24 protein-coding genes and 1 pseudogene are annotated in these 25,915 nt (G+C 66.7%); 9 read left to right on the forward strand and 16 right to left on the reverse strand.

The window, feature by feature from the left end:
- Positions 1 to 92: 92 nt before the first annotated feature.
- From E4J89_RS12555 to E4J89_RS12565, 3 genes are all read right to left on the reverse strand, one after another.
- Complete coding sequence (locus E4J89_RS12555; protein ID WP_136786487.1) at positions 93 to 1,097, reverse strand: LLM class flavin-dependent oxidoreductase; 1,005 nt, start codon at positions 1,095 to 1,097, stop codon at positions 93 to 95.
- Between the two features lie 46 nt (positions 1,098 to 1,143).
- Positions 1,144 to 1,905 carry a glucosamine-6-phosphate deaminase gene (locus E4J89_RS12560; protein ID WP_136786488.1) on the reverse strand — a complete coding sequence of 254 codons (762 nt, stop codon included), beginning with the start codon at positions 1,903 to 1,905 and terminating at the stop codon, positions 1,144 to 1,146.
- A gap of 247 nt (positions 1,906 to 2,152) precedes the next feature.
- Positions 2,153 to 3,241: a DNA alkylation repair protein gene (locus E4J89_RS12565; RefSeq protein ID WP_240691880.1), complete on the reverse strand. Its 1,089-nt coding sequence runs from the start codon at positions 3,239 to 3,241 to the stop codon at positions 2,153 to 2,155.
- A 177-nt stretch (positions 3,242 to 3,418) separates the two neighbouring features.
- Here E4J89_RS12565 and E4J89_RS12570 point away from each other — a divergent pair, with 177 nt between their 5' ends.
- From E4J89_RS12570 to E4J89_RS12580, 3 genes are all read left to right on the forward strand, one after another.
- Positions 3,419 to 4,141: an alpha/beta hydrolase gene (locus tag E4J89_RS12570; protein ID WP_136786490.1), complete on the forward strand. Its 723-nt coding sequence runs from the start codon at positions 3,419 to 3,421 to the stop codon at positions 4,139 to 4,141.
- On the forward strand, positions 4,138 to 4,668 hold the full coding sequence (locus E4J89_RS12575; RefSeq protein WP_136786491.1) for a YbaK/EbsC family protein: 531 nt from the start codon (positions 4,138 to 4,140) through the stop codon (positions 4,666 to 4,668). Before E4J89_RS12570 ends, E4J89_RS12575 begins: the two co-directional genes overlap by 4 nt.
- Before the next feature lie 72 nt (positions 4,669 to 4,740).
- Positions 4,741 to 5,247 (forward strand): ferritin, encoded by a 507-nt coding sequence (locus E4J89_RS12580; protein ID WP_136786492.1) that lies wholly within the window; start codon positions 4,741 to 4,743, stop codon positions 5,245 to 5,247.
- On the opposite strand, the pseudogene E4J89_RS12585 reads toward E4J89_RS12580, so the two are convergent.
- Positions 5,244 to 6,208 (reverse strand): annotated as a pseudogene (locus E4J89_RS12585) (IS481 family transposase). The gene E4J89_RS12580 and the pseudogene E4J89_RS12585 sit on opposite strands and share 4 nt — an antisense overlap.
- 295 nt (positions 6,209 to 6,503) lie before the next feature.
- On the opposite strand from E4J89_RS12585, the gene E4J89_RS12590 reads away from it, so the two are divergent.
- Positions 6,504 to 7,097 (forward strand): dihydrofolate reductase family protein, encoded by a 594-nt coding sequence (locus E4J89_RS12590; protein WP_136786493.1) that lies wholly within the window; start codon positions 6,504 to 6,506, stop codon positions 7,095 to 7,097.
- Positions 7,098 to 7,271: 174 nt separating this feature from the next.
- Entirely contained in the window at positions 7,272 to 7,475 is a 204-nt protein-coding gene (locus tag E4J89_RS12595) for a cold-shock protein (protein WP_127512273.1), read from the forward strand.
- A 62-nt stretch (positions 7,476 to 7,537) separates the two neighbouring features.
- Here E4J89_RS12595 and E4J89_RS12600 read toward each other — a convergent pair whose 3' ends face one another.
- The 3 genes from E4J89_RS12600 to E4J89_RS12610 form a co-directional block, all read right to left on the reverse strand.
- Positions 7,538 to 7,909, reverse strand: a complete 372-nt coding sequence (locus E4J89_RS12600; protein ID WP_136786494.1) for a VOC family protein — start codon at positions 7,907 to 7,909, stop codon at positions 7,538 to 7,540.
- 89 nt (positions 7,910 to 7,998) lie between these two features.
- A complete protein-coding gene (locus E4J89_RS12605) occupies positions 7,999 to 8,325 on the reverse strand; it encodes a 2Fe-2S iron-sulfur cluster-binding protein (RefSeq protein ID WP_136786495.1) in 327 nt (108 codons plus the stop codon).
- Positions 8,326 to 8,337: 12 nt separating this feature from the next.
- Positions 8,338 to 9,672 carry a cytochrome P450 gene (locus tag E4J89_RS12610; protein ID WP_240691873.1) on the reverse strand — a complete coding sequence of 445 codons (1,335 nt, stop codon included), beginning with the start codon at positions 9,670 to 9,672 and terminating at the stop codon, positions 8,338 to 8,340.
- A 104-nt stretch (positions 9,673 to 9,776) separates the two neighbouring features.
- Between E4J89_RS12610 and E4J89_RS12615 the strand changes: the two genes are divergently transcribed.
- The gene (locus E4J89_RS12615; RefSeq protein ID WP_136786496.1) at positions 9,777 to 10,691 is read left to right on the forward strand and encodes a LysR substrate-binding domain-containing protein; all 915 of its coding nucleotides are present in this window, start codon (positions 9,777 to 9,779) and stop codon (positions 10,689 to 10,691) included.
- Positions 10,692 to 10,700: 9 nt separating this feature from the next.
- Here the strand turns inward: E4J89_RS12615 and E4J89_RS12620 are convergent, their stop codons facing one another.
- Positions 10,701 to 12,266, reverse strand: coding sequence for an amino acid permease (locus E4J89_RS12620; protein ID WP_136786497.1), 1,566 nt, complete (start codon positions 12,264 to 12,266; stop codon positions 10,701 to 10,703).
- A gap of 274 nt (positions 12,267 to 12,540) precedes the next feature.
- On the opposite strand from E4J89_RS12620, the gene E4J89_RS12625 reads away from it, so the two are divergent.
- Positions 12,541 to 12,864, forward strand: coding sequence for a GYD domain-containing protein (locus E4J89_RS12625; protein ID WP_136786498.1), 324 nt, complete (start codon positions 12,541 to 12,543; stop codon positions 12,862 to 12,864).
- A gap of 16 nt (positions 12,865 to 12,880) precedes the next feature.
- On the opposite strand, the gene E4J89_RS12630 is transcribed toward E4J89_RS12625, so the two are convergent.
- From E4J89_RS12630 to E4J89_RS12665, 8 genes are all read right to left on the reverse strand, one after another.
- Positions 12,881 to 13,885, reverse strand: coding sequence for a squalene cyclase (locus tag E4J89_RS12630; protein ID WP_136786499.1), 1,005 nt, complete (start codon positions 13,883 to 13,885; stop codon positions 12,881 to 12,883).
- A gap of 185 nt (positions 13,886 to 14,070) precedes the next feature.
- On the reverse strand, positions 14,071 to 15,681 hold the full coding sequence (mdlC, locus tag E4J89_RS12635; protein WP_136786500.1) for a benzoylformate decarboxylase: 1,611 nt from the start codon (positions 15,679 to 15,681) through the stop codon (positions 14,071 to 14,073).
- A 34-nt stretch (positions 15,682 to 15,715) separates the two neighbouring features.
- Complete coding sequence (locus E4J89_RS12640) at positions 15,716 to 16,669, reverse strand: hypothetical protein (protein WP_169304000.1); 954 nt, start codon at positions 16,667 to 16,669, stop codon at positions 15,716 to 15,718.
- 303 nt (positions 16,670 to 16,972) lie between these two features.
- Positions 16,973 to 18,568, reverse strand: a complete 1,596-nt coding sequence (locus tag E4J89_RS12645) for an MFS transporter (RefSeq protein ID WP_136786502.1) — start codon at positions 18,566 to 18,568, stop codon at positions 16,973 to 16,975.
- 289 nt (positions 18,569 to 18,857) lie between these two features.
- Positions 18,858 to 19,556 (reverse strand): dienelactone hydrolase family protein, encoded by a 699-nt coding sequence (locus E4J89_RS12650; protein WP_240691874.1) that lies wholly within the window; start codon positions 19,554 to 19,556, stop codon positions 18,858 to 18,860.
- A gap of 202 nt (positions 19,557 to 19,758) precedes the next feature.
- Entirely contained in the window at positions 19,759 to 20,271 is a 513-nt protein-coding gene (locus E4J89_RS12655) for a flavin reductase family protein (RefSeq protein WP_136786504.1), read from the reverse strand.
- Between the two features lie 9 nt (positions 20,272 to 20,280).
- Complete coding sequence (locus E4J89_RS12660; protein ID WP_136786505.1) at positions 20,281 to 21,603, reverse strand: NAD(P)/FAD-dependent oxidoreductase; 1,323 nt, start codon at positions 21,601 to 21,603, stop codon at positions 20,281 to 20,283.
- Between the two features lie 46 nt (positions 21,604 to 21,649).
- Entirely contained in the window at positions 21,650 to 23,053 is a 1,404-nt protein-coding gene (locus tag E4J89_RS12665; RefSeq protein ID WP_136786506.1) for an LLM class flavin-dependent oxidoreductase, read from the reverse strand.
- A 165-nt stretch (positions 23,054 to 23,218) separates the two neighbouring features.
- Between E4J89_RS12665 and E4J89_RS12670 the strand changes: the two genes are divergently transcribed.
- Both E4J89_RS12670 and E4J89_RS12675 read left to right on the forward strand, forming a co-directional pair.
- Positions 23,219 to 24,007, forward strand: coding sequence for an IclR family transcriptional regulator (locus E4J89_RS12670; RefSeq protein WP_136786507.1), 789 nt, complete (start codon positions 23,219 to 23,221; stop codon positions 24,005 to 24,007).
- A 188-nt stretch (positions 24,008 to 24,195) separates the two neighbouring features.
- Positions 24,196 to 25,902 carry an amidohydrolase gene (locus E4J89_RS12675; RefSeq protein ID WP_136786508.1) on the forward strand — a complete coding sequence of 569 codons (1,707 nt, stop codon included), beginning with the start codon at positions 24,196 to 24,198 and terminating at the stop codon, positions 25,900 to 25,902.
- Positions 25,903 to 25,915 lie beyond the last annotated feature (13 nt).

Below are 25,915 nucleotides of genomic sequence, written 5' to 3' on the forward strand. Positions count from 1 at the left end.
CCGTCTCCGCCAGGAAGCCTTGAAGACTGCGCCAGCTAGACCTCCACCTGTCCGCCCGTAGACACGGTTAGCCGAGCAGGTCATAACCACGGCTAGCCGGGCAGCCCGAAGAGGGCGGCAAGCCTCCGGTCGGTGTCGGCGAGGGCGGCGGTGTCGAAGGTGTTGGTGGTGACCATGAGTTCATCAGCGCCGGTCACCTCCAGCAGCAGCCCGAGCCGCTGAGCCACGTGGTCTGCGGTCCCGTGGACAGCCGCGGCCAGTGTCTCGGCTACGAGCGCCTGCTGCCGCGCCGTCATGGACAGGGCCCGAATGGAGTCCACCGATTCGAGCGGCGGGAACTCCCCGCGGGTGCGGGATTGCGCCATCGCCCACGCCTCGGGCAGCAGCAGGTCCCGCGCCGCCTCGGCTGAGTCGGCCACGGCCACGTTCGCCGAGGCAATCACGTACGGTTCCGCGTAATAGGCGGAGGGCCGGAAGTTCTTCCGGTACCGCGCCAGCACGCCGCGGGCCACGTCAGGCTTGCGGCCGGTAAAGGCCGGACCACCAACAACGACGGCGAGGCCCGCCTTGGCAGCGATCTCCGCGCCTTTGCCGGTGGCCAGCACGAAAGGCGGCGTTGCACCGCCGTCGTACGGGCGGGCAGTGATGGCGGCGGTGCCGCCGAGGTAGGACAGCAGTTCGGCCAGGTCCTCGGCGAAGCGGTCCGCGGCGTCCTTGTCCTGCCGCAGCGCTGACCGCACGGCGGGCGTGAAGCCCACGGACCGGCCGACGCCGAGATCGATCCGGCCGGGGAAGAGCGCCTGCAGGGTCGCGGCTTGTTCGGCCACCACCAGGGGCTGGTGGTTGGGCAGCATCACTCCGCCGGAGCCAACGCGGATCCGCTGGGTCTGCGCGGCTACCGCGGCCATCAACACGGTCGGGGCGGAACCGGCGATCCCGGGCACGCCGTGATGTTCGGCCACCCAGAACCGGTGGTAACCCAGGCGCTCGGCATGCTGCGCGCGCCGGACCGTGGTGGCCAGCGCGTCGGACGCAGCACTGCCCGCGCGGGCATTGGCGCGGTCCAAGATGGAGACAGGAATCGGCGGAAGCTGCATACCAGTCACAACAGGGCTGGCCGGCGGCTATTCCGTCGAGTCAGATTCACGGCGCTGACGCACCGGCCGGAAGCAGCGACGCCGCTTCCACGTCGGTGAGGACGGTGACGTCCGGGTGCAGTTGCAGCACGGAGGCCGGGCAATCCGGGTGGACCGGGCCGGTCAGGGCATCGCGGAGGGCTTCGGCTTTGTCCCGGCCCTGCACCAGCAGCAGCAACCGCTTGGCGTCCAGGATGGTTCCCAGGCCCTGGGTAATGCAGCGGGTGGGAACGTCGTCGAGGCAATCGAAGAAACGGGCGTTCGCCTGGCGCGTGCGTTCTGTCAGTGCTTCCACCCGGGTGCGGGAGTTCAGGGCTGAGCCTGGCTCGTTGAAGGCCAAGTGGCCGTTGTGGCCGAGGCCCAGGATCTGCAGGTCGATGCCGCCAGCGGAGGCGATGGCCGCCTCGTAGTCAGCGGCCGCCTGATCCACGTCCGGCCGGCAGGCGTCCGGCAGCAGAACCGTCGCACGGTTCAGGCCCAACGGCGTGATCACCTCGCGCTCGATGACCGCGGCATAACTCTCCGGGTGGCCGGCCGAAAGCCCGATGTATTCGTCCAAGGCAAACCAGCGGACGGCCGCCAGGTCCAGTTGACGGCGTGCCAACGACTGGTACAGCGGCAGCGGGGAGGAACCCGTGGCCAGGCCGATGACGGCCCGGGGCCGCTCTTCGACGAGTCCGGCGACCAGGTCTGCGGCCACGGTTCCGATCTCCGCGGCGCTGTGGTGCGACAGGTGCAGCTTGCGTTGCTGGTCGACGGGGGCGCTCATGGAAGCCCTGTCTGGTTCGCGAGTGCCGAACGGCGTGGCCGTTGTGCGGCGTCCATTCTCGGGCGCGGGGGCAGGTCAAAGTTCATGACACGTTCCTTCATCGGTACTGGTGGCATCTGCAGGAGGCGGGTATTCGCTGGCATAACAGAAACAGGTTGCAGAAAGGTTATCGAATACCGCCGGCCGAGCACTTCGACCAGCGCCCGATCATGCGGTCAGCGAACCCGGACAGGACTTGGCTGAGGTGTCAGAGCAGCACGTCGAAGCCGGCGTGCGGGGACAGCGTGCCGTTGGCCTGCACCTGGACGGAGTGCCTTCCCGCGTAATGCACGCGCGTGGTCATCTGCCGGAAGCCGTGCTTTTTGCGGAACCGGCGCACCTCGCCGGGCGCCAAATCGGCCACCGCCAACTTGAACACCTTCGGAGCCAGCGAACCGTTGGCCTTGACGTAGTGCACCACGTAGTCCAGCGCAACGCGTGCCGGCTCTGCTGCGTCATTGCGGAGTTCGACGGCGAAGCCCAGTTCCCCGGGCAGGCGGACAACGCTGTGGTCCAGTTGCGGGGCGGACACCGCCACGGCTCCGGAGCTAAAGCCCAGCGTGGCGAGCGCATCGGGGTCCGCCTTCTTCACCAGGGTCCGCAGCCCGTGCCGGGTGACCCAGGCCGCGCGGTCGCCCGACGCCTTACGCCAGCGTTCGGCGGTGGCTACAGTTTCGGCCGCGTCATGCCGCGACAGGTCGTTCAGGTGGTTGGCCACGGAGCGCCGGACGGTCTCGCTCTCATCCAGGTACAGGTCGTCGAGGATCGGCAGCGTCGCTGCCGGCCGGGCGACGATGCCCGGTACACGGACGGCCCAGGGCAGATACGGCCTGGTGCCTTCGCTGGCCAGCCGTCGAACGTGTTCATCCGGGTGCGCCGTCCAGCCGCGAATCGCGTCCAGCGCGCGGTCCAGGTCCTGGATCAATAGCCGTCGGATGGCAAACTCGCTGCTCATCCGCGGCGTCAGCTCCGCGAGCAGGGCCAGCGCGTCATCGAAGGCCCGCTGGCTTCCGTCCTGGAGCGCCAGGGTGACCGCTGCCTCGCCGACCGGCCACAGGATCCAGCCGGTAAAGCCGTCATCGGCGAGGGTGCTGCGGAAGACTGCGGCAGCCCGCTCGTAGCCGCCGTTCAGGTCCTCCATCAGTGCCGTCGCGAGCAGCCCCGCCCGCGCCCGCAGGGCCAATGGTTCAAGACGGCCGCCGGCTTCCTCAAGGGCCGGCCAGACAGGCTGGTCGGCTGCCCCGGCCAGCGACGTGCGCAGTTGCGCCACCGCGGACGGACCCAGCAGGTCGTTCATGATTCCCACGGCGGTCCTCCGGGTCGGCTGAGCGATGTGTTACATCCCAGCCTATGGCTCTCCCACGGCGCCAATCGTCCTCAGCCAACTCGCGGGGCCGGTCTTAGGACGGCAGCTGTCCTGAATTGGGCCCGAGGGGTGTCGTGGGGCACGGACCGGGCATTAGAGTCACCTGACATGGACATCATCCTCGTACCCGGATTCTGGTTGGACGCGTCATCGTGGTCGGAGGTGACTCCGCCGCTGGAAGCCGCAGGGCATCGGGTCCACCCGCTGACGCTGCCCGGCCTGGAGTCACCGGAGGCCCCGCGGGCGGGCATCGGCCTCCGCGACCACATTGATGCCACGCTGAAAGCAGTGGATGAGCTGGGCGGGCCGGTGATCCTGGTGGGTCATTCCGGCGGCGGAGCCATCATCCATGGCGTGGTGGACCAGCGACCGGATCGCATCCTTCGCGCCATCTATGTGGACAGCGGCCCGTTGGGCGAAGGCGGCGTGATCAACGACGAGCTTCCCGCCGAAGGGGAAGACGTGCCGCTGCCGGACTGGAGCCTGTTCAGCGACGAGGACCTGGCCGATCTGGACGAGAGCCTCCGGACCGCGTTCCGGGCCCGCGCCATTCCGCAGCCGAGGGGCGTTGCCCAGGACCCGCAGCACCTCTCCGACGAGCGCCGGTTCAACGTCCCGGTCACGATCATCACCTGTGAGTTCACGCCGGAACAGCTGCAAGGCTGGATCGACGCCGGGGCGCCGCAGGTGGTGGAGCTGACCAGGATCAAGGATGTGGAGTACGTCCATCTACCCACCGGGCACTGGCCGCAGTTCACCAAGCCCGCCGAACTGGGCGAGGCCATTCTGGCCGCAGTGACCAAGACAGCCGGGGCAACACAGGCATCATGAGCACGGCCACCCTGTTGCCCGCCGTCGAGGCGGCGCTCGCCGAGCACGGTCTGACCTACGAGGTGCTGGCCTGCGACCCGGACTTGGCCGACACCGCGGCGTTTTGCGAGCACTACGGCTTCACCCTCGACCAGTCGGCGAACACCATTCTGGTGACGTCCAAGAAAGTCGAACCGGCCAAATACGCCGTCTGCGTGGTGCTGGGAACCACCCGGTTGGACGTCAACAAGACCGTCCGGGAACTGCTGGAGGTCAAGCGCGCGTCCTTCGCCGATGCCGAGACCACCCGAGCCGTGACCGGGATGGAGATTGGGGGAGTGACCGCCATCGGCACCTCGGGCCACACGATTTACATCGACTCGGAGGTGCTGCAGCGCGACAGCGTGGTGATGGGCGGCGGCAACCGCACCAGCAAGCTGCTGCTCAAGCCGCAGGAACTGGCCAAGCTGCCCCACGCCGTCGTTGTTGAGGGGCTGGCGAAGCCCGCCGTGCCGGCCCCGGCCGCCGGCAGCCGAGCCGCCGGATAGCGCAGGCTTCCCTTATCTTGGCTTGCCTTACCTTGCTGGCGGTGGTACAAAACGGCACATAATCTGGGAAGCATGGGACTCACAGGAAAACTTGCAGAAGCGTTCAACGATCAGGTCACGCTGGAACTCCAGGCCTCCGTGGTCTACCGCCAACTGGCCATTGACATGGATGCCATCGACCTGCCCGGCATCGCCGGCTGGTTCCGGGCCCAGGCCGAGGAAGAGGTGGTCCACGCCAACAAGTTCATCGACCACATGACGGACCGCGGCGCCCACCCGAAGATCCAGGCGATCACCGCTCCGATGGTGTCCGCCGGCACCGTGCTGCAGGCGTTCGAAGCCTCGCTGGCGCACGAGAAGAAGGTCTCCGAATCCATCCGCGACCTGTACCGGCTGGCGCAGCAGGAAGGCGACATCGACTCCATCCCGCTGCTGAACTGGTTCATCGAAGAGCAGCTGGAAGAAGAAGCCACCGTCGGCGAGATCATCGGCCGGGTCAAGCTGGTCAACGACGACGGCCCCGGACTGCTGCGCCTGGACGACCAGCTCGGCTCCCGCACGGCTGCGGAAGACAGCTAGCTGTAATGACCTGAGAGGTTGGGTACGCGGCTGGCCGGTGGTTGACCTTTGAGTGAGGTGTGCCCGCGGTGATGATTGTAGTCGTGGAGCCAGGCCGGGAATGCGGCGACCCGTTCTGCCTCTGACCGGTACGGTTTGGCGTAGGCCCATTCCTCCATCAGGGTGCGGTTGAAGCGTTCGACTTTGCCGTTGGTCTGCGGCCGGTAGGGGCGGGTGCGTTTGTGTTGATCTCGCCCAGGGCCGCGGCGAAGGGCAGGGAACGGTAGCAGGCGCCATTGTCGGTCAGGACGCGCTGGACAGTAATGCCGCAGGAGGCGAAGAACGCGTTCGCCCGGGCCCAGAAGCCGGCGGCGGTTTCCTTCCGCTCGTCGGCGAGGATCTCTGTGTAGGCCAGCCGGGAGTGGTCGTCCACCGCGTTGTGCAGGTACGCATAGCCGGGCCGGCGGTTGGCTGCGCTTCCGGTCCTGTTCCTGTTCCCGCTTGCCTTTCCGATCATCCGGTGTCCGCCGCCGTCGGGGATCCGCCCGAGCTTTTTGACGTCCACGTGTACCAGGTCCCCCGGCGCGGCATGCTCGTAGCGGCGGATGTTCCGTCCGGTGGCGCGGTCCAGCCAGGTCAGTTTCGCCAGCCCGTAGCGGGAGAGTACCCGGTGCACGGTCGAGGGGTGGAGGCCGAGCAGGTAGCCGATCCTGGCCGGGCCCCAGCGTCGGTTGATCCGCAGTGCGATGATCCGCCGCTCCCGGCGGACCGGGGTGCGGCGCGGACTGCGGTCCGGCCGGCTGGACTGGTCCTGCATGCCGGCCTCGCCGTGTTCCCGGTATCGATTGGCCCAGCGTGAGGCGGTCGTGACGCAGACCTGGAACCGTTCCGCCGCGCGGCGCAGCGGCCAGCCGTCGTCGACCACGCATTTGGCCAAGCGCAGGCGGCCCTTCGGAGTCAGGACGGCATTAGCATGGGACATTGAAGACCTCCGGTGTGAAGATGTGGACTCTCGACAAGCCCCACCTCACCCGGAGGTCTTCTTCATGTCATTCAGCCACGCCGCGCGTCCCTAACGTCCGTGGTCAATACAGCTAGCGGCTGGGATTCCCGCCTCAACCACAACGCGAAGGACGACGTCGGCGCTCACCTGGGCGCCGACGTCGTGCTTCACGCGGGTGGCAGCACCCTTGACAGGGTGCTGATTCCCGTGTCGACTCGGTCCCAAGCTGTGCCCGGGGAAGCGCCGGGCCCTGAGCAGACCGGGAGAATCGGGCATGAGTACGGTGGTAGTGCAGGCGTTCATCACCTTGGACGGAGTTGTCCAGGCGGGCGGCGGGCCGGACGAGGACCGCGAAGGCGGCTTCGAGCACGGCGGTTGGCAGGCCGGCTACGACGACGGGGACATTGTCAGCGAGTGGGAGAGCAGGACCGAGGCGCTGCTGCTGGGCCGGAAGACGTACGAGATCTTCGCGGGTTCCTGGGGCGTGTGGGACGAGAACGCCGACGGCCTGTTGGGCGAGCTGACGCGGAGGTACAACCGGATCCCCAAGTACGTTGCTTCGGACACGCTGACCGATCTTGGCTGGAAGAACTCGCAGCTGCTCGGCCCCGACGTGCCCACCGCAGTGAAGCAGCTGCGGTCAGAGCCGGGCGGCGAGATCCGCATCTGGGGAAGTACGCAGCTGATCCGGACGCTGGCCGAGCACAACCTGATCGATGAGTACCGGCTGGTTGTCTACCCGCTGGTGCTGGGCGACGGCAAGAAGCTGTTCGGCGACGGATTCCCGCTCAGCCGGCTCAGCTTGGCCGAGTCCCGGGCACTGCCCTCCGGAATCCTGATCAACATCTACAAGCCGGCTGCGGGCTAACGGTCCATCCGGAGTCCACGACGGCGCGGACACGCCCCTATCGGGTGCCTTGTTTCCGCCGAGGTCCATGGGGGTCTTGCCCATGATGGGTGGCGCCCCTAGGTTGTAAGTGGACGCCTGCGGGGATAGGTTCCCGACCGGGAGCCGGCGGTGCGGCCAAGAAGGATAATCAGTATGGCAACAGGCACCGTCAAGTGGTTCAACGCCGAAAAGGGTTTCGGCTTCATTAGCCAGGATGACGACGGACCGGACGTGTTCGCGCACTTTTCGGCCATCTCTTCCGGCGGCTACCGCTCCTTGGAGGAAAACCAGCGGGTGGAGTTCGACGTGGTGCAAGGCCCCAAGGGCCTGCAGGCAGAGAACATCCGCACGCTCTAACAAACCTGGATGAACTGCGCCCCCGGACCGTGGGTCCGGGGGCGCAGTCGTGGGCGCGCTGTTTAGACGTGCTGATCCACGATGATGGGGTTGCCGTCCGGGTCCACCAACATGAAGCTCGCGGGGCCAGTCGTTCCCTCCTCGGCTTCCGACAGGAATTCAACGCCCTCCGCTTTCAGTTCGCGCTGGAGTTCACGCACGTCCGTGAACGAGTCCAGTGCCTGCGCGTTCTGGGTCCAACCCGGGTTGAAGGTCAACGCGTTCTTCTCGAACATGCCCTGGAAGAGGCCGATGACGGTCTCGCCGTTCTTCAGGATCAGCCAGTTCTGCGAGATGTCACCGCCGTGATCGCTAAAGCCGAGCTTCTTGTAGAACGCAGCGGAAGCCGCGATGTCCTTGACGGCGAGGCTGATCGAAAAAGCGCCGAGTTCCATGGGTTGCTCCACTCTGCCGAACGATGAATTTCTCTGATGATAGCCGCGGCCCGCGTCGCCACCGGCAGCACGGCGCGTCAGCCCTGCCCTTAGACCTGGTCGTCCGGAACGTCGACTTCGATGGCGTCGAAGTCCTCCCCGGCCGTGAGCTGGCAGCCGAGCCGGCTGCGGGCCTCGTCCCGCGGGCCGGCGGTGCACTCGAGCATCTCTCCTTCGTCGTCGCCGATGTCCGGCAGCCCGTCGAGGTACTCGGGCCGGACGTAGACGTGGCAGGTGGCGCACATGGCCTGGCCGCCGCATTCGCCGACGATGCCGTCCACGCCGTTGGTGACCGCGGCCCGCATCAGTGACGTGCCGGGGTCCACGTCCAGGACGTCAACGTCGCCGTCGGAGTGGTGGAAGCTGATCTTTGCCATGGTTCTTCTTTCCTAGTTCCAGGTAACGGGGAGGCTGGTGATGCCGCGGAACACCCAGCCATCCCAGGTTTCGGGCCGGCGGTTGTCGGTGCGCAGCCCCGGGAAACGTTGGTAGGCCAGCGGCACGGCGATCTGGCCGATGGAGGTCTTCGCGGCCCAGTGCCCGGCGCACAGATGCACGCCGCTGCCGAAGGCAAGATGGGCGGTCTTGGGTCGGAAGATGTTGAACTCGCCGGCCGTAGGTCCGAAATGGTTCACGTCCCGGTTGGCGGATCCCACGACGACGCCGAGGCCTGCACCCGCGGGCAAGGACACCCCGCCGAGCGTTGTCGCACGGGTGGTCTCCCGCGGATACATGCCGATGGGGGAGAGCCACCTGACGGTCTCGTCGAACACCGCCGGCCAAAGCGAATCATCGTTGAGCACTGTGTGGCGCTGTTCGGCATGCCGGCTCAGCGCCCACACGATGTTGGTGACCATGTGCTGCGGCTCGTTCATGCCGCCGGAGATGGTCAGCTTCACATTGGCGGCAACGTTGTCGAACGGCAGTCCGCTGTTGGCCAGCGCCGAGGTCATCGACGCGTTGGGATGCTGCTGGTAGAACGGGATGAGTTCGTCGAGGATAGCATCCAGCTCGGCCCTCGACGCCGCACAGCGAGCCCAGATGGCCTGGTCGTCGAGCACGTTTCCGGCGCCGGCGATGAAGTCGTGCGACCAGCGGCGCATGTGCTCCACCGTGACGTCTTTCAGGCCCAGAAGGTCGATCAGGTTCTGCGAGGCGACCGGGGCGGCGTAATCGCGGTTGAGGTCCGCTTGGTCCGGGCCCTTTCCTTCGAGGACGTCGAGGTATGTCCGCGCGTTGCGTTCGAAGACCGGCGCCCAGGCTTCCTTGATGTTCTTGGGCCGCAGCACCGGGTTGATGGCAGCCCTGTCCGCTGCGTGCTCGGGGTCGTCCTTGCGCAACATGGGCTGGGCTCCAAGCGCCCGGTTCATGGTGGCGCCGCTGACGTTGGCGCTGAAGATCTCCTGGTCCAGTTCCACGGCGTGGCACCCGGCGTAACTGGTCACGAGGAACTTGTTGAGCGCCGGAACCCAGGCGACCGGGGACTCGCTCCGCAGGCGCTCATACGTGGGGTAGGGGTCAACCATGAGCTCCGAGGGATTCACCCAGTCGGCCACTGGGGCCACGGGGGCCACGGGGTGGGCAGCCGGCGCAGATGCCGCAGCCGCCGCGGGCCGCGCCGTCGCGGTCTCGGTGCCGATGATGTCCGGCCGCGTCATAACGCCGGCGTTCTCTGAGTCTCCACCGAAGCCGTAGGGGCATTGGCCTTCGAGGGCGGCAGACATGTGTCCTCCTGGAATCGAACGAACAGTGAAGACCAGTGTGACCCCCGGACTTCTCCTAGTAAACTGCGGATATTCGTACAACTTCCTCGAAACTGTAGGTTTAGATGCCAAAGTTCACCCTGCGCCAACTGGAACTCTTCGCCGCGCTGCCAGACCATCCCACGCTGAGCTCTGCGGCGTCGGCACTGCACATCTCCGAATCGGCGCTCTCCCATGCACTGAACGAGCTGGAGGCAACGGTGGGAGAACAGCTGTGCGTCCGCCGGAAAGCACGTGGCATGTGGCTGACCCAGGCCGGCCAGTACCTGGCCGCCAGGGCACGGACCATCTTGAAGGAAACCGACGGGCTGGTCAGCGAACTGGCCGGCGTCGGCGGGGTGCTGAGAGGGCCGGTGGCCCTGGGCTGCTACACCGGGCTGGCCAGCAACGTGCTGCCGTCGGTCCTGGAAGGCTTCGGCAAGCTGCATCCGGGCGTGGACATCAGCATTACGGTAGGCGATCACGGCGACCTGCTGCCCCGGCTGGAGACCGGCGCACTGGATGCGGCCATCGTCTACGACATTGGCATGCCGGCCGGCCTGCAGCGCCAGGCGATCTACCAAACGGAAGTGATGGCCATCCTGGCGGAATCACATCCGCTGGCCACCAAGCCGGAACTCGACCTCGCCGACCTGGCCCCCGAACCGCTGATCATGCTTGAGTCGGTCCCCAGTACCGGTTATACCCAGCTCATGTTCGCGGAACGGGGGCTGACGCCAACGCTGGCAGCCCAAGTGCCGCAGATCGACCTGGTCCGAGCCCTCGTGGGCCGCGGCCTGGGATACAGCTTGCTGATGTCCCGCCCCAACCAGATCCCGGTCACTACCGAAGGCCTCCCCATCGTTTCCCGGCCGCTGCTGCCGCGGGCAGGCGGAACCTCGGTGGTGGCAGTCTGGCCCGACGGTATTGCCCTGAGCGCGCGGGCGCAGGCGGTCATGGACTATGCCTCTGAGGTGCTGGAAGGCATCGTCACCGCTTGACGGCTATGGCTACGGCTCCGGCGGGTGTCGGTGTTCCCTTCGTTCACGCACACGCTGCTCGTGCTCCAACCGGTGGTGTTCCTCGCGTTCGTGTTCCGCCGGGATCAGCTCCGGGTGGTTCAGCCGGGAGTGCCGGCGGCCGTACAGGAAGTAGATGCCCAGCCCGATGGCCAGCCAAATAGCAAAGCGCACCCAGGTGAGCGTGGTCAAGTTCAGCATCAGCCAGAAACACAGCGCCGCGGCCAGGATCGGCACCACCGGCGAGCCCGGCACGCGGTAGGCGCGCGGCAAGTCCGGCCGCTTCTTCCGCAGCACCACGACGCCGATGCTCACCAGGATGAAGGCGGAGAGCGTCCCGATGTTGATCATCTCTTCCAGCACGTCCACGTTAGTGAAACCGGCAACCAGGGCAACCAATGCGCCGGACAGGATCTGCACGCGCGCCGGGGTCTTTTGGTGCTCGGTCGTATGGCTTAGCCAGCGCGGCAGCAGACCATCACGGCTCATCGCGAAGGCCACGCGGGCGAGCCCCATCAGCAGGACCATGATGACGGTGGTGAGCCCGATCAGGATGCCGACCGATATGACCTGCGCGGCCCAGTCCGCTCCGACGTCTATGAACGCTGTGGCGAGGGAGGCCTCATCCGCCGCGGCCAGATCCTTGTAGGAAACCATGCCCGTCAGGGCCAGGGTAACCAGGATGTACAGGACGGTGACGATGGCCAGGCCGCCGAAGATCCCCCGCGGAAGCGTTTTCTGCGGATTACGGACTTCCTCCGCGCTAGTGGCAACGACGTCAAAGCCGATAAAGGCGAAGAACACCAGTGCCGCGCCGGCCAGAATGCCCAGCGCGCCGTACTGCTGCGGCTCCGCACCGCTGAGGAAGGAGAACAGCGACTGGGTCCAGACGCTTCCCCCGGTGCCCGTGGTGGGTACCGGCTCCGGCACGAACGGCGTGTAGTTCTCGGCCTTCACGAACATGAAGCCCACAACGATCACGAACAGGACGATGGCGATCTTGATGAGGGTAAAAACGTTGTTTACCCGGGCCGACAGTTCGGTGCCGAGCACCAGCAGGGTGGTGAAGATGGCAACGATCAGCAGCGGCCCCCACGTCAACTCCAGGCCGAAGACGCTGACGGTGGAGGGGACATCCATGTCGAAGAGCAGGAAAACGTTGCTGAGATAAATCCCCCAGTACTTGGCGATGACCGCCCCGGCCGTGAACAGCTCCAGTATCAGGTCCCAGCCGATGATCCACGCCAGCAGCTCGCCCAGCGTCGCGTAAGTGTAGGTGTACGCGCTGCCCGCCACGGGGATAGCGGAGGCGAACTCCGCGTAACACATGATGGCCAGCGCACAGGTGATGGCCGCCAGCACGAAGGACAGGGTGACAGCCGGGCCGGCAAAGCTGCCGGCGGCTTTCGCGCCGACGGAGAAGATGCCGGCCCCGACCGCGACCGCCACACCGAGGATCATCAGGTCGAAGGTGCTCAGCGTGCGTTTAAGCTCCCTCCCTGGCTCCTCCGAGTCCGCCATGGACTGTTCGATCGACTTGGTCCGAAAGAGGCTCATGGGACCAGTATTCTCAGGATGGCCCGCCTCGGATACCTTTATTCGTCCAAAAGTGGGCGAACAACCCGCAGATCGAGCCCCCAGTGCGCGGTGAATCGATCCTCGGCTCGGTGCGTCGGCCCTGCCACCCTTGCGGCTGTTGCCAACCTCCACGAGTCGGGCCTAAACTCGCGCCCACAGTCCCAGTCTGGGAGGTCTCCGGAACCTCTGCCCATCGGGCGTCCGGCGCGACCGGAGCTCCGCGTTTTGGACACAGACAGAACAGGAAATTGCCATGACCAAGTACTTGTTCCAAGGAAAGTATGTGGGCGAGGGAATCAAGGGCCTGATGCATGAAGGGGGATCCAAACGACGCGAGGCCGTGGTCCAGGCATTGGGGTCGGTGGGTGGATCACTGGAGTGCATCTACTATGCCTTCGGGGAGACCGACGTCTTGGGAGTCTTTGACATCCCTGATGCGCCCAGCGCCGCTGCCCTGTCGCTGCTGATCAATTCCAGCGGGGCAGTGGATTTGCGCCTCACACCGCTCATGACACCCGAGGACCTCGACGCCGCGGCGGGCAAGACGCCGTCGTACCGGGCCCCCGGACAGCAGTAGGCGGCCAACAACCGGCCTAGCGGCCTAGCCGCTGCCGGCTCGTGCGGGAGTGCTGTTCGTCCCACCAGGCCAAGACGCGGGTGCCGTAGAAGGTGAGCCATTTGGATGGTTCGCCGGGCGGCACATCGACCTCAAACCAGACGCGCCCCGGGTGGCGGCGTTCCTGCAGCCATGTTCCGTCCGGCTGCCGGGCAGCGCGGATGACCTCCACGGCATCGGCCAGCCGCGGATCAGGTGCGGCACCGTCGTACAGGCAAGCAGACCTGAAATAGTCCATGGCGTTCAGCGCACTGTGTACGTGCCGGAACGGGTAGCCGAAGTGCGTGGCCCACGGACCGACGATCGCTCCGGTGGACTTGGTGTAGAGCAGCCGGCGTTCCAGCAGGTAATCCTCGCCGGTGTGGCGGGCGGTCCGGAGCTCGTCGGATCCGCCGGTGGCGGACTCGTAGTACAACAGGCCCTTGAGCGAATTGAGCGTGGAGTGGAAGGAGGAGCGGGTGGAGCCCTCGACCCACTCGCAGTTCCAGCCGCCGTCGGGCAATTGATGCTCCAGGAACCAGGTCGCGATTCCGCTGACATTCGCTCCCAGCCACGCGCCGTTGGCGAGCGTGAACGCGTTGATGCAGCAGTCCACTTCGCCGTCCCAGTACGGCAGGTCGTCGTACTCCCAGCGGCTGTTGGCGGCGAGCCGTTCGGCGGTGCCGTCGAGAGCGGCCGGATCGAGGCCCCAGTCCCGCAGCGTATTGAGCGTCCAGGTGGTGGCGGTCCATGGCTGGCCGGCTCCCTCGGCCGCTTCCGGCCCCTGGAAGTCGAAGCCAGCGGGAAAGTAGGCGCCGCCGGCCCACTGCCCGTCGGGGTCCTGATGGGACAGCAGCTCCGCGGCGAATCCTTCGGTCGCCATGCGGGCCCTGGTCTCCAACCATTGCCCAGCCGGAAGCTGGGCGAGGTCCCGTTCAACCTGCCAGCGGAGGGCGGGGTCGGAATCGAGCATCCAGTCGAGCGGCGCCGTCTCGGGGTCCATGGGGAACAGAGTAGCGGCCGCTGGCAGTGAGCAACACCGGGCTCTGGCTGTCGGGCGGCAGAACAGTGAGCAACACCGAGCTCCGGCCGTCGGCTGGCAGAACAGTGGGGAAAGCAGAGGACGACGTCGGCACCCGGGCGGGCACCGACGTCGTCCGCTTTAAGCGAGAGGACCCTATGGGGTGATCAGCCGGCGACCACCTGCGCGTCAATGAGCACCGGGCCGGTGGCTTGCAGTGCCTTCTGGTAGGCCGCCTCGAACTCCTCGCGGGTGTTGGTCCGCTCGGCGGGCACCCCGTAGCCCTCGGCGATCGAGACGAAGTCGATGCCGCCAAGCTTCAGCCCGGGCACGTCCGGCACGCCCATCCGCTGGGCGAAGCCGGCCAGGGCGCCGTAGCCGGAGTTGTTGACGATGACGAACACCGTGCGGGTCTGCCGCTGTGCCGCCGTGTAGAGCGCGGTGATGCCATAGTTTGCGGAGCCGTCGCCAACGGTCGCCACGATGGTTTTCGCCGGATCGCCGAGGGCCATGCCGACCGCCACCGGCAGGCCGAAGCCCAGGCCGCCGGACGCCGGGAAGTTGTACATGCCCGGGCGGTCGATGGCGATGCGCTCGAGGTAGTCCAGGTCCAGCGTGGTGGTCTCGTTGACGTAGGCGACCGTGTCATTGACATGGGCGTTCAGTACTTCGAGGATTTCGGTGCCGGTCATGCCGTCCGGCGAGGTCTTGGCCGCCGGCAGTTCCCGGCTGCCGGGCTCGCCGCGCCGCTGGCCCCGGTCCGTGACTCCACGGGCCAGCGCCTTCGCCGCTCCTGCCACATCGGCGACGACGGACCGGCCGAACGGCGCGCGGGTCGCTTCCCGGGGGTCCTGCGTGAGTTGAATGACCTGGGTTCCGGACTCGAGGTAGTTGCTCGGTTCCCAGCGGTGATACCGGAAAACGGCGGCGCCGAGGACCAAGACCACGTCGTGGCCGGCGAGGCGGTCACGCACCGACTGGATGCCCGGGACGAGGACGCCTTCGAAGTTCGGATGGGTCGTGGGGAACGGGCCGCGTGATGGCGAGGGAGCGACGAAGACGGAGGCACCGGTTTTCTCGGCCAGCGCCACGACGGCGTCGAACACGCTGGGATCCTCGACGGCGGCGGCGTCCACTTGGGGGCCGACGACGAGCGCGAGCTTCCGCGCACCGTCGACGGCCGCGATGAGTTCCCGCGCGAGGGCATCGGTGAGGCCGCCGGCGCTGACCACCGACCGCTCGGTGAGCAGGGCGTCGTCGTCGAGCGCGGGCTCCGCCCAGTCATCAAGCGGAACCGAGACATAGACCGGCCCGCGCGGCTGGGCGGACGTCTCGAACACCGCCTGCGAGAGCGTGCGCGGCACGTCCGCGGCGGCCAGCGGCTCGTGCGAGTATTTGACCAGCGGCGCCGTCAGGATCGAGGCGTCGGCGCTAGCCAGCATCGTCTCCTGCCCCACGGTGCGGCGGACCTGCTGCCCGGCCAGGATGACCATGGGGATATGGCCGTAGTGGGCGTTGGTCAGCGCACCCATGGCGTTGCCCGAACCGGAGGCCGCGTGCAGATTCACCAGCGCGGGGTTGCCGGTGGCGCGCGCGTAACCCTCGGCCATCCCCACCACTACCTGCTCATGCAGGCCGAGGACGAAGTCGAATTCCTCGGTCAGCCCGGCCAGGAAGGGGAGCTCGTTGGACCCGGGGTTGCCGAAGATAGTGGTCATGCCGTGCGCACGGAACACGTCCAGAGTCGTCTCCAGTACCGTCTTCTTTATGCTCGCCACTGGTCTGCCTTCCTAGTATTTTCGTTGCTTGCGTTCACTGCGTTGGTTGGCCTGGCCGGCCCGGCTCGTGTGAAATCTCCTGGGACAGGTTGAGTGCGGCTGCCTCCCGCACCGACGCTGCAGCTGTCACCAGGGCAGCCTGCTCCTCGGGGGAGCCCTGCCAGTCGGCCACCTTGGCCTTGCCGGCGCTCATGGTTACCGGCAAAGCGATGAAAGCCTCGTCCAGCCCTCGGGCTCCCGCGGTCCACACGGCGGCGGGAAAGGTTTCGCCGCGGGCCATCATGGTGATCATGCGGACCACACCGAGCGGGGTGGTCCAGCCTGAACTCCGGCCTGGTTCCAAGGCAGACCAACGGTGGAACCAGCCATCAATGTCCTGGCGGATGTTTTCCTGCTGGGAAGCGGTCAGGGTCACCGGCGCGCCGTCGACCGTCACGGCACTGAAGCACGGCACCTGCCCCTTGCCGTGCTCGCCCAGGACCTGGGCGCTGACCCGATGCGGTTCGACTCCAAGTTCCTTGGCGATGGCGGCCTGGAAGCGGACCGAGTCGTTGATGCTGTAGCCCAGGATCCGGTCCGGGCTGATGTCGGTGATCCGGTGCAGGCACTCGGCGAGGACATCGACCGGGTTGGACAGCAGCAGGACGACACCGTTATGGCCCGAGAGCTTCTCAATGGTCGGGGCCAGCAGCCTGAGCAACCGCAGATTCGCGGCGAGGAAGTCGCGCCGGTCCCCGCCGGGCACCTCCGGGGCCGACGCGGCCACGATGACCAGGTCAACTTCTTCCCAGGAATCGGCCGCCGCTGGATCAACAACATCCAGCCGGGGCGCCCTGACGCCAGCCAGGATCTGGGCCTCGGAAATGTCGATGGCGTGGGCGCGCGCGACGTTCTCTTTCACATCGACCAGATGGATCGTTGTGCCGATGCCGGCCAGTGCCAGTTGGTACACCACGCCCGAGCCAATGAGTCCGGCAGCGCCGATCACGGCTATGCTGCGGGGCCACGCCTGACTTTGATCCGTGCTGTGCCTGGCACTTGGCGGATTGGTTTCAGCTTTCACTGTCTCTTCTTCCGTTTCAGGAGGAGCCTGAGCGTTCCGAGGAACTGATCGTCGATCCCCAGGGTCTTGTGCAGCATACCCACGTCCGAGCCCGGGTTGCAGCCAGCCGCCGTCGTCTGACCGAAGGATCCCGGCACGAGCTGCTCCCGGATCGCGGGGAACCACAGTGCAGGGCAGCAACCAAGCGCGGTGCACCGGGCGGCCTGTCGCACCGCCCCGCGCGGAGGCTCAGCCCAGGAGCGTGCCTTCCCCGGCACCGGAGGGTTTGGGGTCGGGGAGCTTCATCATGCGGAAGGAGTTGGCCAGGCCGGCGAGCCCGGCGAGTATTGGGATGAACAGCGCGATTTGAAGCGCGATGGGCCGTGCGTCCGTGTTGATGCGGATGATCTCGTCCTGGACGTCCTCCGGTTGGCCGGCGAGGAGTTCCTCGAGTTGCGTGTTGCTCAGTACCTGCGCATCCTCTTCCAGCACCTGCGCGACTTGCTGCTGTTCGTCGGGCGCGAGTACCGTGCTCGACGTGGCCATGCTGGTGAAGATGATCGAGAGCGATGCCAGCATGATCGCCCCGGCAAACGCGAGCCCGAAGGAGAGGCCGAACGATCCCGCGGCGGAGTTCACACCGGCGGCCTCGCTGACCCGCTCGTCCGAGATCGGCGACAAGGTGTAGTCGTTGAGTTGGGACACCAGCAGTCCGAGACCGCATCCCGAGATCACCAGCGGGAGCAGGAGCCACCAGCCGGAGTCCGCGCGCGGTACCAGCGGCACGAGCACCAAAAGGCCCACTGTCAGGATGAGGAAGCCCCACCTGATGAGGCCGGCCGGGCGTCGCGTCGCCGCCTTCTTTCCGGCGAGCATGGCGATCGCGAACATGGTGAGCGAGAGCGGGGCGATCGACAACCCTGCCTGCAGGGCGTTGTATTCGAGCACCATCTGGAGGTAGATCGGCAGCACGATCATCGTGCCGCCCAGGGCGATCTGCTGGAGCATCTGGCCGGTGGCACCGAAGCGGAAAGCCTTCGATTGGAACAGGTCCGGGTCCAGCAGCGTCGGCTTGTTGTGGCGCTTGCGCCGCTTGAGCCAGTAGACCAGCCCGCCCAGTGCGACGGCACCGACGGCAATGATGGCGCCCACTGCTTCGCCGCCTTCCTGCCAGACCAGGATGCCGAGCACGATGCCGCCCATTCCGAGGAAGGAAAGAATCGATCCGACGGCATCGAGCTCGCGCGGCCCCGTGTACGGCACGTCGCGGACAAGCTTGATGCCGGACAGCACGACCGCGATGATCAGGACTTCCAGCAGGAAGGCGACGCGCCATGAGAGGAACGTGGTGATGAAGCCGCCGAGCAGGGGCCCGACCGCTGCGGCGATCGCAGCGGAGGCTCCGACCAGGGCATAGGTCCGTTTCTGCGCCGCGCCCTCGAAATTGCCATGGATGAGGGACTGCATGGACGGAAGCAGGAGCGAGGCACCCAGCCCGCCGATGAGGGCCCAAAAGATGATGATCGGGAGCAGGCTCTGGGCCAGCGTCATCGACACGGCGCCAATGGCGTAGCAAGCGAGACCGATCACGTAGGCGCGCTTGCGCCCGATCAGGTCGCCAATCTTGCCGCCGATGAGGATGAAAGCGGCAGATACCAGTGCTTCCAGCGCAATCGTCGACTGGAGGCCGCTGACGGTTGTGCCTATGTCTCTCACCACGGCGGAGATCGAGACGTTCATGATCGACGTGTCGACCACCAGCACGAACATCGCCATGGCCAGCAATAGCGCCAGCCGGCCGTTGAACGGCTCTGCCCCGGTGCCACCCCCGTTCGGCGCGCTCATGGGTGGCCGCCTAAGCGGCCCGCGGTCTTCGGTTTGGTGGCGGACATGTCGCCTCCTCTGGCGTCGCCCGGGCAGTTACGCCCGGCGCGTGCTGTCCTGCACGAGCACATGAAACCACAACCGGCCAGGAAGCGAAAGGGCTCTGTCGCCGGGCCCCGCCGGGACAGGCGGCGTCGGGGCGGCCGCGGGCACGCGGAGCCGCTGGCACAGGGCCGGTCTCGGTCTATTCCGGAGAAGGAAAGGTACGACGTCGGCGCCGGCCGACGTCGTACCTTTGGGATTGGCGAGGCTACTTCACCTTGTCCTTGAGGAACTGCACCGCCCGGCTCCACGCCAGCTTGGCCGCTTCCGGCCGGTAGTTGCCCTGCGGGTTCTCGTCATTGTGGAAGGCATGCGGGGCGTCGTAGAAGTAGTAGTTCACTTCCGCGCCGGATTCGCGGCGGATCTGCTCCTCCTGCGCCTTGGCCTTCTCCACCGGGTAGGACGTGTCCTGCTCGCCGTAATGGCCCTGGATGGCGGCGCGGACACCTTCGTAGGAGTCGGGCAGGCCTTGTCCCACGCCGTAGAACGGCACGGCGGCGCTGATCTTCTCGCCCTGCTGCGCGGCCAGCGCGAGCACAAAGCCGCCGCCCATGCAGAAACCGATGGCGCCCACGGTGGAACTGGTGACCGCCTCGTGGGCCAGCAGGTAGTCCACGGCGCCGGCCAGCAGGCGCGCACCTTCTGCCTCGGGCAGCTTGGACATCATTTGCGCCGCTTCCTTGCCGTCGTGGGCAATGCGGCCGCCGAACAGGTCTGGGGCCAGCGCCACGAAGCCTTCTGCTGCCAGTCGGTCGGCCACGTCGCGGATGTGGTCCACCAGGCCCCACCACTCCTGGATGACGATGACGCCGGGGCCGGACCCGGACTCCGGGAGGGCCAGATAACCGTGGGCCTCGCCGCCTGCGGACTCGAAGGTGACATTCTGAAAGGTCGGGTTTTCAGCCAAAGTCCTACTCCTGATCGCTCGGGGCATACGGCATCAGTCTAGGGACAGGCACCGAAGATGTCTCGCCACGCTCGCGGCTGCTCGCCGCGTGCGCTGCCCCTCGCGCAGGCGGCCCGGACTGTGACCCTCGCGCCCGCCACGGACCGTCGGCGGCGACGGGCGCGCCCCTCACCGCCGACGGTCCGCCTTGCGGTGCGGCGACTCAGGCCGCGGCGCTTTCACGGAAGCCGCCCAGCCGGCCGCCGTGGAAGACCAAGGGGTCGCCGTCGTCGGCCACCATCTCCAGCACTCTGGCGATGACCAGCACGTGGTCACCGCCGTCCAGTTCCTGCTGGATGGTGCAGTCGATCCAGCCAACGGAACCGGCAATGTGCGGGGTGCCGTAGGCGGACTGGTTCCATTCGATGGCCGCGAACTTGTCCTCGGATTTGCCCGCGAGTGCCTTGCAGACCGGCTGCTGGCCGTCGGCGAGCAGGTTCACGCTGAAGCTGGCGGAGCTGCGGATTTTCGGCCAACTGGTGGACGTGCGGGCGATGCTGAAGGTGACCAGCGCCGGGTTGAGCGAAAGGGCCTGGAAGGTTCCCACGATCAAGCCGCAGGGACGGCCGCTGGCCGGATCGGTGGCGCAGATCGCCGCGACGCCGGTGGGGAAGTGGCGCATGACGGCGCGGTACTGATCGGGCTGGATTGCCGGGGTGACGGCCGCGAGGTTCATGGCGCTTCCTTAAGTCGTGGGGGCAAGTTCGGCGGTGGCTGCGGGGATGCTGGCCCGGACGTTCCGCGCCGCGCGCAGGCCGCTTTCGATCGCGCCGTCAATGAAGCCGGCCCAAATGTTGGCGTAGTCGCTGCTGGCGAAGTGCAGCACGCCGGCATTTTCTTGCTGCGCCGCCAGGTACCGAGTCAGCTGGCCCGGCTGCTGGATCAGCCAGGTTTCCTGTGAGTACGGGTCCGCCATCCAGTCGTGTCCGGTGCACTCCAGCACTTCAAGGTCATTGCGCCAGACCTGCAGGGCGCTGCGCACGGCCTGGACGTCGTTGACGTCAAGCCGCGTGGCATCGGCGCCGAACGCGACCAACACAGCGTCGGTCTCGCTGACGAATTCGGTGCGCACCACCGCGAGCGGGTGGTGCTGCGAGGAGTAGGCGAAGAACGGCTTGATCGGGCCGCGCACCCGGATCCAGGCTTTGACACCCCGCGACGCGGTTTTCTCGATGCTGGGCCGGAGCTTGCCCTCCGACAGGCCGGGTGTGATGTCGAGCTGGTGAAGGATGTTCTGCGGGACCGTCAGCACCACGCGGGACGCCGAAATGGTGCGGCCGGCACCGTACGTGACTAGGGCGGACCCGCCGTCGTGCTCGATCGAGGCGACGGCAGAGCCCAACCGGATGTCGGCGCCGGAGTCGCGGGCAATGGCGTCCGCCAGGCTGCGGGTGCCGCCGGTCAGCCGGAAGATGGCCGACGCCTCGTGCATCAGGTGCCAGGAACCGGCCGTCGCAGCCGTCCAGCGCAGCGCGTTGGCGTAGGCGCACCGGTCCAGTGGGGCGTTGAAGTGGCCCACCCAGGCCGCTTCGTTGGCATTGCGCTCGTCCTCGGACAAGTCCAGCTGGTCCAGCTTCTCCTGCAGATTGAACTGGTCGACGTCCTCGATGCCGGGCGCCGCCAGTGGCCTGTCCGGGCGGGGGATCCACTTCATCGTGTCTTCGAGCAGGCGGGTCATGCCAGGGTCGATGAGTTGCATGAAGTCCTCGAGGTTGCCGCGGCGCACGTGGCTGCCAGCCAACCAGTACGTCTCCTCGGAACGGGGGCCGCGGGTCACTTCCAGGCCGTAGCGGGTGACCTCCGCCCAGGAATGCGGCTGCGTCCAGTGCAGCCAGGTGCCGCCCATCTCCAGGTCGCGGCCGAGCCGGTGGTCGGTCCAGGTACGTCCGCCGATCCGGTCCCGCGCTTCCAGGACAACGACGTCCAAGCCTTGGCGCGTCAGCTCGCGGGCCGTCACCAAACCGGCAAATCCGGCGCCGACAACGACAACATCGGTTGTTTCAGTCATCCGTGGTTCTCCTGCTTCGTTCTGTGGGTGTCTTGCCTGAACTGGGTTAGGAAGCGATGGCGACGGCGGTGCCCGCGCGATGGCCGGTGGCCGGATGTCCCGGAAGGGTGTAATGATGCCCGGGGCCGTACAGCTTCTCGCGGAGCGTCAACTGCGCGTCGGTGGGCTGCGGGGCTTCCGCCGCGAGCCCTTGGCGGCGCAGTTCGGGCAGGGCGTGCTCGATGAAGTGCTTCCAACTGTCGGGCTTGGTGGCGTAGCTGAGGTTGATGCCGTCCACGTCCGCCTCGTCGCGCCAGCGCCTGATGTCGTCCGCGACAGTGCTGGGCGAGCCCACAATGGTGCTTCCGGTGCCGCCAATCCCGAGGAACTCGGCGACGGCCCGCGGCGTCCACACCCGGTCCGGATCGGCCTTGGAGAACATGTCCACGATCGATTGCACGCCGCGGGTTTTGACGTGCTGCAGCGGCGCGTCAAGATCTGCCTCGGACAGGTCGATGCCCGTCCAGCCGGCAAACCGTGCCAGGGCACCTGCGAGGCTGACCTGGGCGCGGGCCTGGTCATGCAGCGCGGACGCCTCTTCATCGGTAGGCGCCACGATGACCGTCAGCAGGACCACCACCTTGATGTCGTAGGGCCCGCGGCCGTTTTCGACGGCGGCCTGCCGGATCTTCTCCACGCTGCGGCGGGCTTGTTCCACCGAGACCGCGTTGATGAACACGGCCTCGGCGTGGCGTCCGGCGAAGGCCATCCCACGCGGAGAGGATCCGGCCTGGAACAGCACGGGAGTTCTTTGCGGGGACGGCTCGCACAGATGGATGCCGGGAACGGAGAAGTACTTGCCGCTGTGCTTGATGGGGTGCACGCGGGCCGGATCGACGAAGGTGGCTCCCTGCTGGTCACGGACGACGGCGCCGGGCTCCCACGACTGCTCCCACAGTTTGTAGAGGACCTCCATGTATTCCTCGGCCAGCTCATAGCGTTCGTCGTGCTCAAGCTGCTGCGACAAGCCCACGTTCCGTGCCGCGGACTCCGAATACGAGGTGACGATATTCCATCCCACGCGTCCGCCGGTCAGGTGGTCCAGTGTGCTGAAGCGCCGCGCCATTAAGTACGGCGGCTCGTAGGTCAACGAGGACGTGACACCGAAGGTGAGTCTCTCGGTCACCGCCGCCATCCCGCTGACCAGCAGCAGCGGGTCGTTGATCGGGAACTGCGCGGCATCGCGCAACGCAGCATCCGGACGGCCTTCGTACACATCGTGGTAGCCGATGGTGTCGGCCAAGAAGATCCCGTCGAACCCGGCGGCTTCGAGCGTCCGGGCCAGGTCCTTCCAGTACGCCAGGTCCTTGTAGCGGTGGCCCTGGTCCGCCTCGTTGCGCCACGACCCGGCGGTGAGATGGGCCGGGGAGTTGGTATCGAAGGCGAAGAGGCTCAGGGGTTGGTCTTTCATAGCAGCGACACTTCCTTGCACCATTGAAAAGAGGAGGGCTGTATGTTCAGTATCTGAACGTGGCGTTCAATTTATCCCTGCGTGCGAGTAGTGTCAATGGTTCGGGACGTAAGGTGGTACTGCCCGCCACAACACGGCCCCTACGGCCGGGAGGAACCCAAGACCATGACGGAGACAGAACCGCTCGCGGAGGGCGCTGACGCGCCGGACCTCGCCAACAAGTCCGTGGTCAAAGCCATGGCGCTGCTGCGCGAGCTGGGTCGCCACCCGCAGGGAATCACCGTCACCGAGCTGGCCCAGCACGTGGGCCTGAGCCGCCCCACGGCGTTCCGGCTGCTGTTGAGCATGGAGCAGGTCGGGTTCGTCGACCGGACCGACAACAACTACACGCTTGGCTGGGAAGTGGCACGACTCGGGCGTCTGGCCGACCCGACGGCGGGCGTGGGTGCGAAGGTCCAGCCAATCCTTGAGCGGTTCGCCCAGGAGATCAACGAGACCGCAACGTTTGCACTGAACAAGAGCGCCACGGAGTACGACCTCATCGCCGAGGCGTCAGCGTCGAGGATGCTCAGCGTTTCGCAACTGTATGTCCACCGCCAATATCCGTTGTACGCGAGTGCGACCGGCAAAATCCTGCTGGCCGACCTGGACGACGACAAGATCGTCCAACTGCTGCCCGAAAAGCTCACCCCGATCACTCGGCGGACGATCACCGACCGCGGCGTCCTGCTGCAGGAGATCCACGAAGTCCGGCGGAACGGGTACTCCGTCCTGGACAACGAACTCGAGGAAGGCCTCTTTGCCGTGGCCGTCGCCGTCCGGGATGCCGACGGATTCCTCCTCGGCGGACTCACGGCGACGGGGCCGGACCAGCGGTTGAAATCCGGCCGCCTGCCCAGCATCGTGGAGAACCTGCACGTCACGGCCGAGAAAATCGCCAAGGCCCTCGGCTAGGCCGGAGACTACGAGCGCCGTCGTACTGAGAAACGTGCCGGCAGGTGTGCGCTCTGCTCCAAGCTTCATGCATCGGTTCACAAGAAGGAGTGGTCGCCGGAGCGTAACGTCGGTGGCTCCACCATCGTCCGTGCAGGGGCAGTCCACGCGGCGCAGTCCCGGGCGCACTTGAGAGCCAAGGAGAAATCATGACCGCAGGGGAACCGATCGACTACATCGTCGTCAACGGCGTGATCTACACCAGCGATCCCCAGCAGGAATGGGCCGAGGCGTTCGCGGTCTCCGCCGGGAAAATCGCGGCGGTCGGAACCGAGGATGCCGTCCGCCGTTTGGCAACGGACGAAACGCCGACGATCGATCTCGCCGGACGTTTCGCCATGCCGGGCCTGGTGGACGTCCATGCCCATCTGGGACTGGGTGGCCGCCAGCAAGCGTTCGAGTTGCCGATCCTGCCCACCGATTCGGTTCCCGAGATCCTGGCCAAGGTGCGGGCATGGACGGAGCGGCTCCAGCCCGGCAAATGGGTCGTCGGAGGCATTGTGGGCTCCACGGTGATCGACGACCTCACCACCGACGATCTGGAAGCCCTGGACGACGCCGCCCAAGGCCACCCGGTGATGCTCCGCGACGATTCGATGCATAATCGCTGGGTCAACTCCCGGGCGCTGGACATCATGGGAGTAACGGCCGATTCGCCCGATCCCGACGGCGGGTCCTATGTGCGGAATGCCGACGGGGAACTCACCGGCGTCCTGTACGAGCTGGCCGGAAATCTGGCCGAGTCGGCTGTGGCGGAAGCGGTTGAAGATCCGGCCGCGCACAATGCCACCGCCATCAAGACCGCTGTACACACCCTGAACTCCTTCGGCATCACCGCCGTCCAGGAGGCAGCCACCATGGACTACGCCCTGGAGACCCTGCACCGCCTTGACGAGCAGCGGCAACTCACCGCCCATGTGGTCGCGTCCATGCCGTCCCGCACCTTCATTGAACCCGGCATCACCGGGGCGGAGCTGTACGACGTCGGTGCCCGCCACCGGAGCGCCCATGTGCGGCCGGACTTCTCCAAGTATGTGTTGGACGGGGTGCCGATGACCCGGACCAGCGCCATGCTGCATCCGTACATCTGCAGCCACCACAGCCACGACCGCGACTTCACCGGGGAGCCGCTGTGGGGGCTCGACGAGCTGGTGGAATCGCTGGAGGATCTGGTGGACCGGGGGCTGCACGCGAAGCTGCATGCCACCGGCGATGCTGCGGTCCGCCGGGTCCTCGACGCTGTGGAGCGGGTCCGTGCAAGCCGCGGGGAGGGGCCGATCTTCCAGATCGCCCACGTGGAATACATCGACGAAGCCGACCTGCAGCGCTTCGCCGAGCTCGGTGTTGTCCCCGACGCGTCGCCCTACCTCTGGTTCCCCTCGGTGATCCAGGAAAGCATTGCCAAGCAGATCCCAGCGGAGACCTTCGATAAGTCGTGGCCGCTGCGGGACCTCTTCGAGTCCGGTGCACTGGTGAGCGGCGGCTCCGACTGGCCCTGCGCGGCGCCCACGCCCGACCCCTGGACCGGATTGGCGACCATGGTGACCCGGCGAAATCCGGATTCAACGGTTCAGGGAGAACTCAACGCCGGCCAGTCCATCGGGATCCAGCAAGCCGTGGCAGCCTTCACCCGCAACCCGGCCGCCGCCATGGGGCTCGGAGAGGTGACAGGAACTCTCCGCCCCGGGCTGTCCGCGGATTTCATCGTGCTGGACCGCAACGTTCTCACCGAGAACCCGGCCGCAATCCACCAGACCACGGTGCTTCAGACGTACTTTGAGGGCCGGCTGGTCTACGAGGCAGCCGGCGAGGATGCGGCAGGTGTGGCCGCCGGTCTGGCCGGAAGCGCCAGGTAAGCAGAGCGGACCT

Origin of the sequence: Arthrobacter sp. CAU 1506 (genome assembly GCF_005047635.1) — a bacterium.
Taxonomy (GTDB): domain Bacteria; phylum Actinomycetota; class Actinomycetes; order Actinomycetales; family Micrococcaceae; genus Crystallibacter.

What these genes read in the sequence shown, in the direction of transcription:
- E4J89_RS12555 (WP_136786487.1), bottom strand. Translation starts at nt 1,097, where the DNA reads ATGCAGCTTCCGCCGATTCCTGTCTCCATCTTGGACCGCGCCAATGCC.
- E4J89_RS12560 (WP_136786488.1), bottom strand. Translation starts at nt 1,905, where the DNA reads ATGAGCGCCCCCGTCGACCAGCAACGCAAGCTGCACCTGTCGCACCAC.
- E4J89_RS12565 (WP_240691880.1), bottom strand. Translation starts at nt 3,241, where the DNA reads ATGAACGACCTGCTGGGTCCGTCCGCGGTGGCGCAACTGCGCACGTCG.
- E4J89_RS12570 (WP_136786490.1), top strand. Translation starts at nt 3,419, where the DNA reads ATGGACATCATCCTCGTACCCGGATTCTGGTTGGACGCGTCATCGTGG.
- E4J89_RS12575 (WP_136786491.1), top strand. Translation starts at nt 4,138, where the DNA reads ATGAGCACGGCCACCCTGTTGCCCGCCGTCGAGGCGGCGCTCGCCGAG.
- E4J89_RS12580 (WP_136786492.1), top strand. Translation starts at nt 4,741, where the DNA reads ATGGGACTCACAGGAAAACTTGCAGAAGCGTTCAACGATCAGGTCACG.
- E4J89_RS12590 (WP_136786493.1), top strand. Translation starts at nt 6,504, where the DNA reads ATGAGTACGGTGGTAGTGCAGGCGTTCATCACCTTGGACGGAGTTGTC.
- E4J89_RS12595 (WP_127512273.1), top strand. Translation starts at nt 7,272, where the DNA reads ATGGCAACAGGCACCGTCAAGTGGTTCAACGCCGAAAAGGGTTTCGGC.
- E4J89_RS12600 (WP_136786494.1), bottom strand. Translation starts at nt 7,909, where the DNA reads ATGGAACTCGGCGCTTTTTCGATCAGCCTCGCCGTCAAGGACATCGCG.
- E4J89_RS12605 (WP_136786495.1), bottom strand. Translation starts at nt 8,325, where the DNA reads ATGGCAAAGATCAGCTTCCACCACTCCGACGGCGACGTTGACGTCCTG.
- E4J89_RS12610 (WP_240691873.1), bottom strand. Translation starts at nt 9,672, where the DNA reads ATGTCTGCCGCCCTCGAAGGCCAATGCCCCTACGGCTTCGGTGGAGAC.
- E4J89_RS12615 (WP_136786496.1), top strand. Translation starts at nt 9,777, where the DNA reads ATGCCAAAGTTCACCCTGCGCCAACTGGAACTCTTCGCCGCGCTGCCA.
- E4J89_RS12620 (WP_136786497.1), bottom strand. Translation starts at nt 12,266, where the DNA reads ATGAGCCTCTTTCGGACCAAGTCGATCGAACAGTCCATGGCGGACTCG.
- E4J89_RS12625 (WP_136786498.1), top strand. Translation starts at nt 12,541, where the DNA reads ATGACCAAGTACTTGTTCCAAGGAAAGTATGTGGGCGAGGGAATCAAG.
- E4J89_RS12630 (WP_136786499.1), bottom strand. Translation starts at nt 13,885, where the DNA reads ATGGACCCCGAGACGGCGCCGCTCGACTGGATGCTCGATTCCGACCCC.
- E4J89_RS12645 (WP_136786502.1), bottom strand. Translation starts at nt 18,568, where the DNA reads ATGAGCGCGCCGAACGGGGGTGGCACCGGGGCAGAGCCGTTCAACGGC.
- E4J89_RS12655 (WP_136786504.1), bottom strand. Translation starts at nt 20,271, where the DNA reads ATGAACCTCGCGGCCGTCACCCCGGCAATCCAGCCCGATCAGTACCGC.
- E4J89_RS12660 (WP_136786505.1), bottom strand. Translation starts at nt 21,603, where the DNA reads ATGACTGAAACAACCGATGTTGTCGTTGTCGGCGCCGGATTTGCCGGT.
- E4J89_RS12665 (WP_136786506.1), bottom strand. Translation starts at nt 23,053, where the DNA reads ATGAAAGACCAACCCCTGAGCCTCTTCGCCTTCGATACCAACTCCCCG.
- E4J89_RS12670 (WP_136786507.1), top strand. Translation starts at nt 23,219, where the DNA reads ATGACGGAGACAGAACCGCTCGCGGAGGGCGCTGACGCGCCGGACCTC.
- E4J89_RS12675 (WP_136786508.1), top strand. Translation starts at nt 24,196, where the DNA reads ATGACCGCAGGGGAACCGATCGACTACATCGTCGTCAACGGCGTGATC.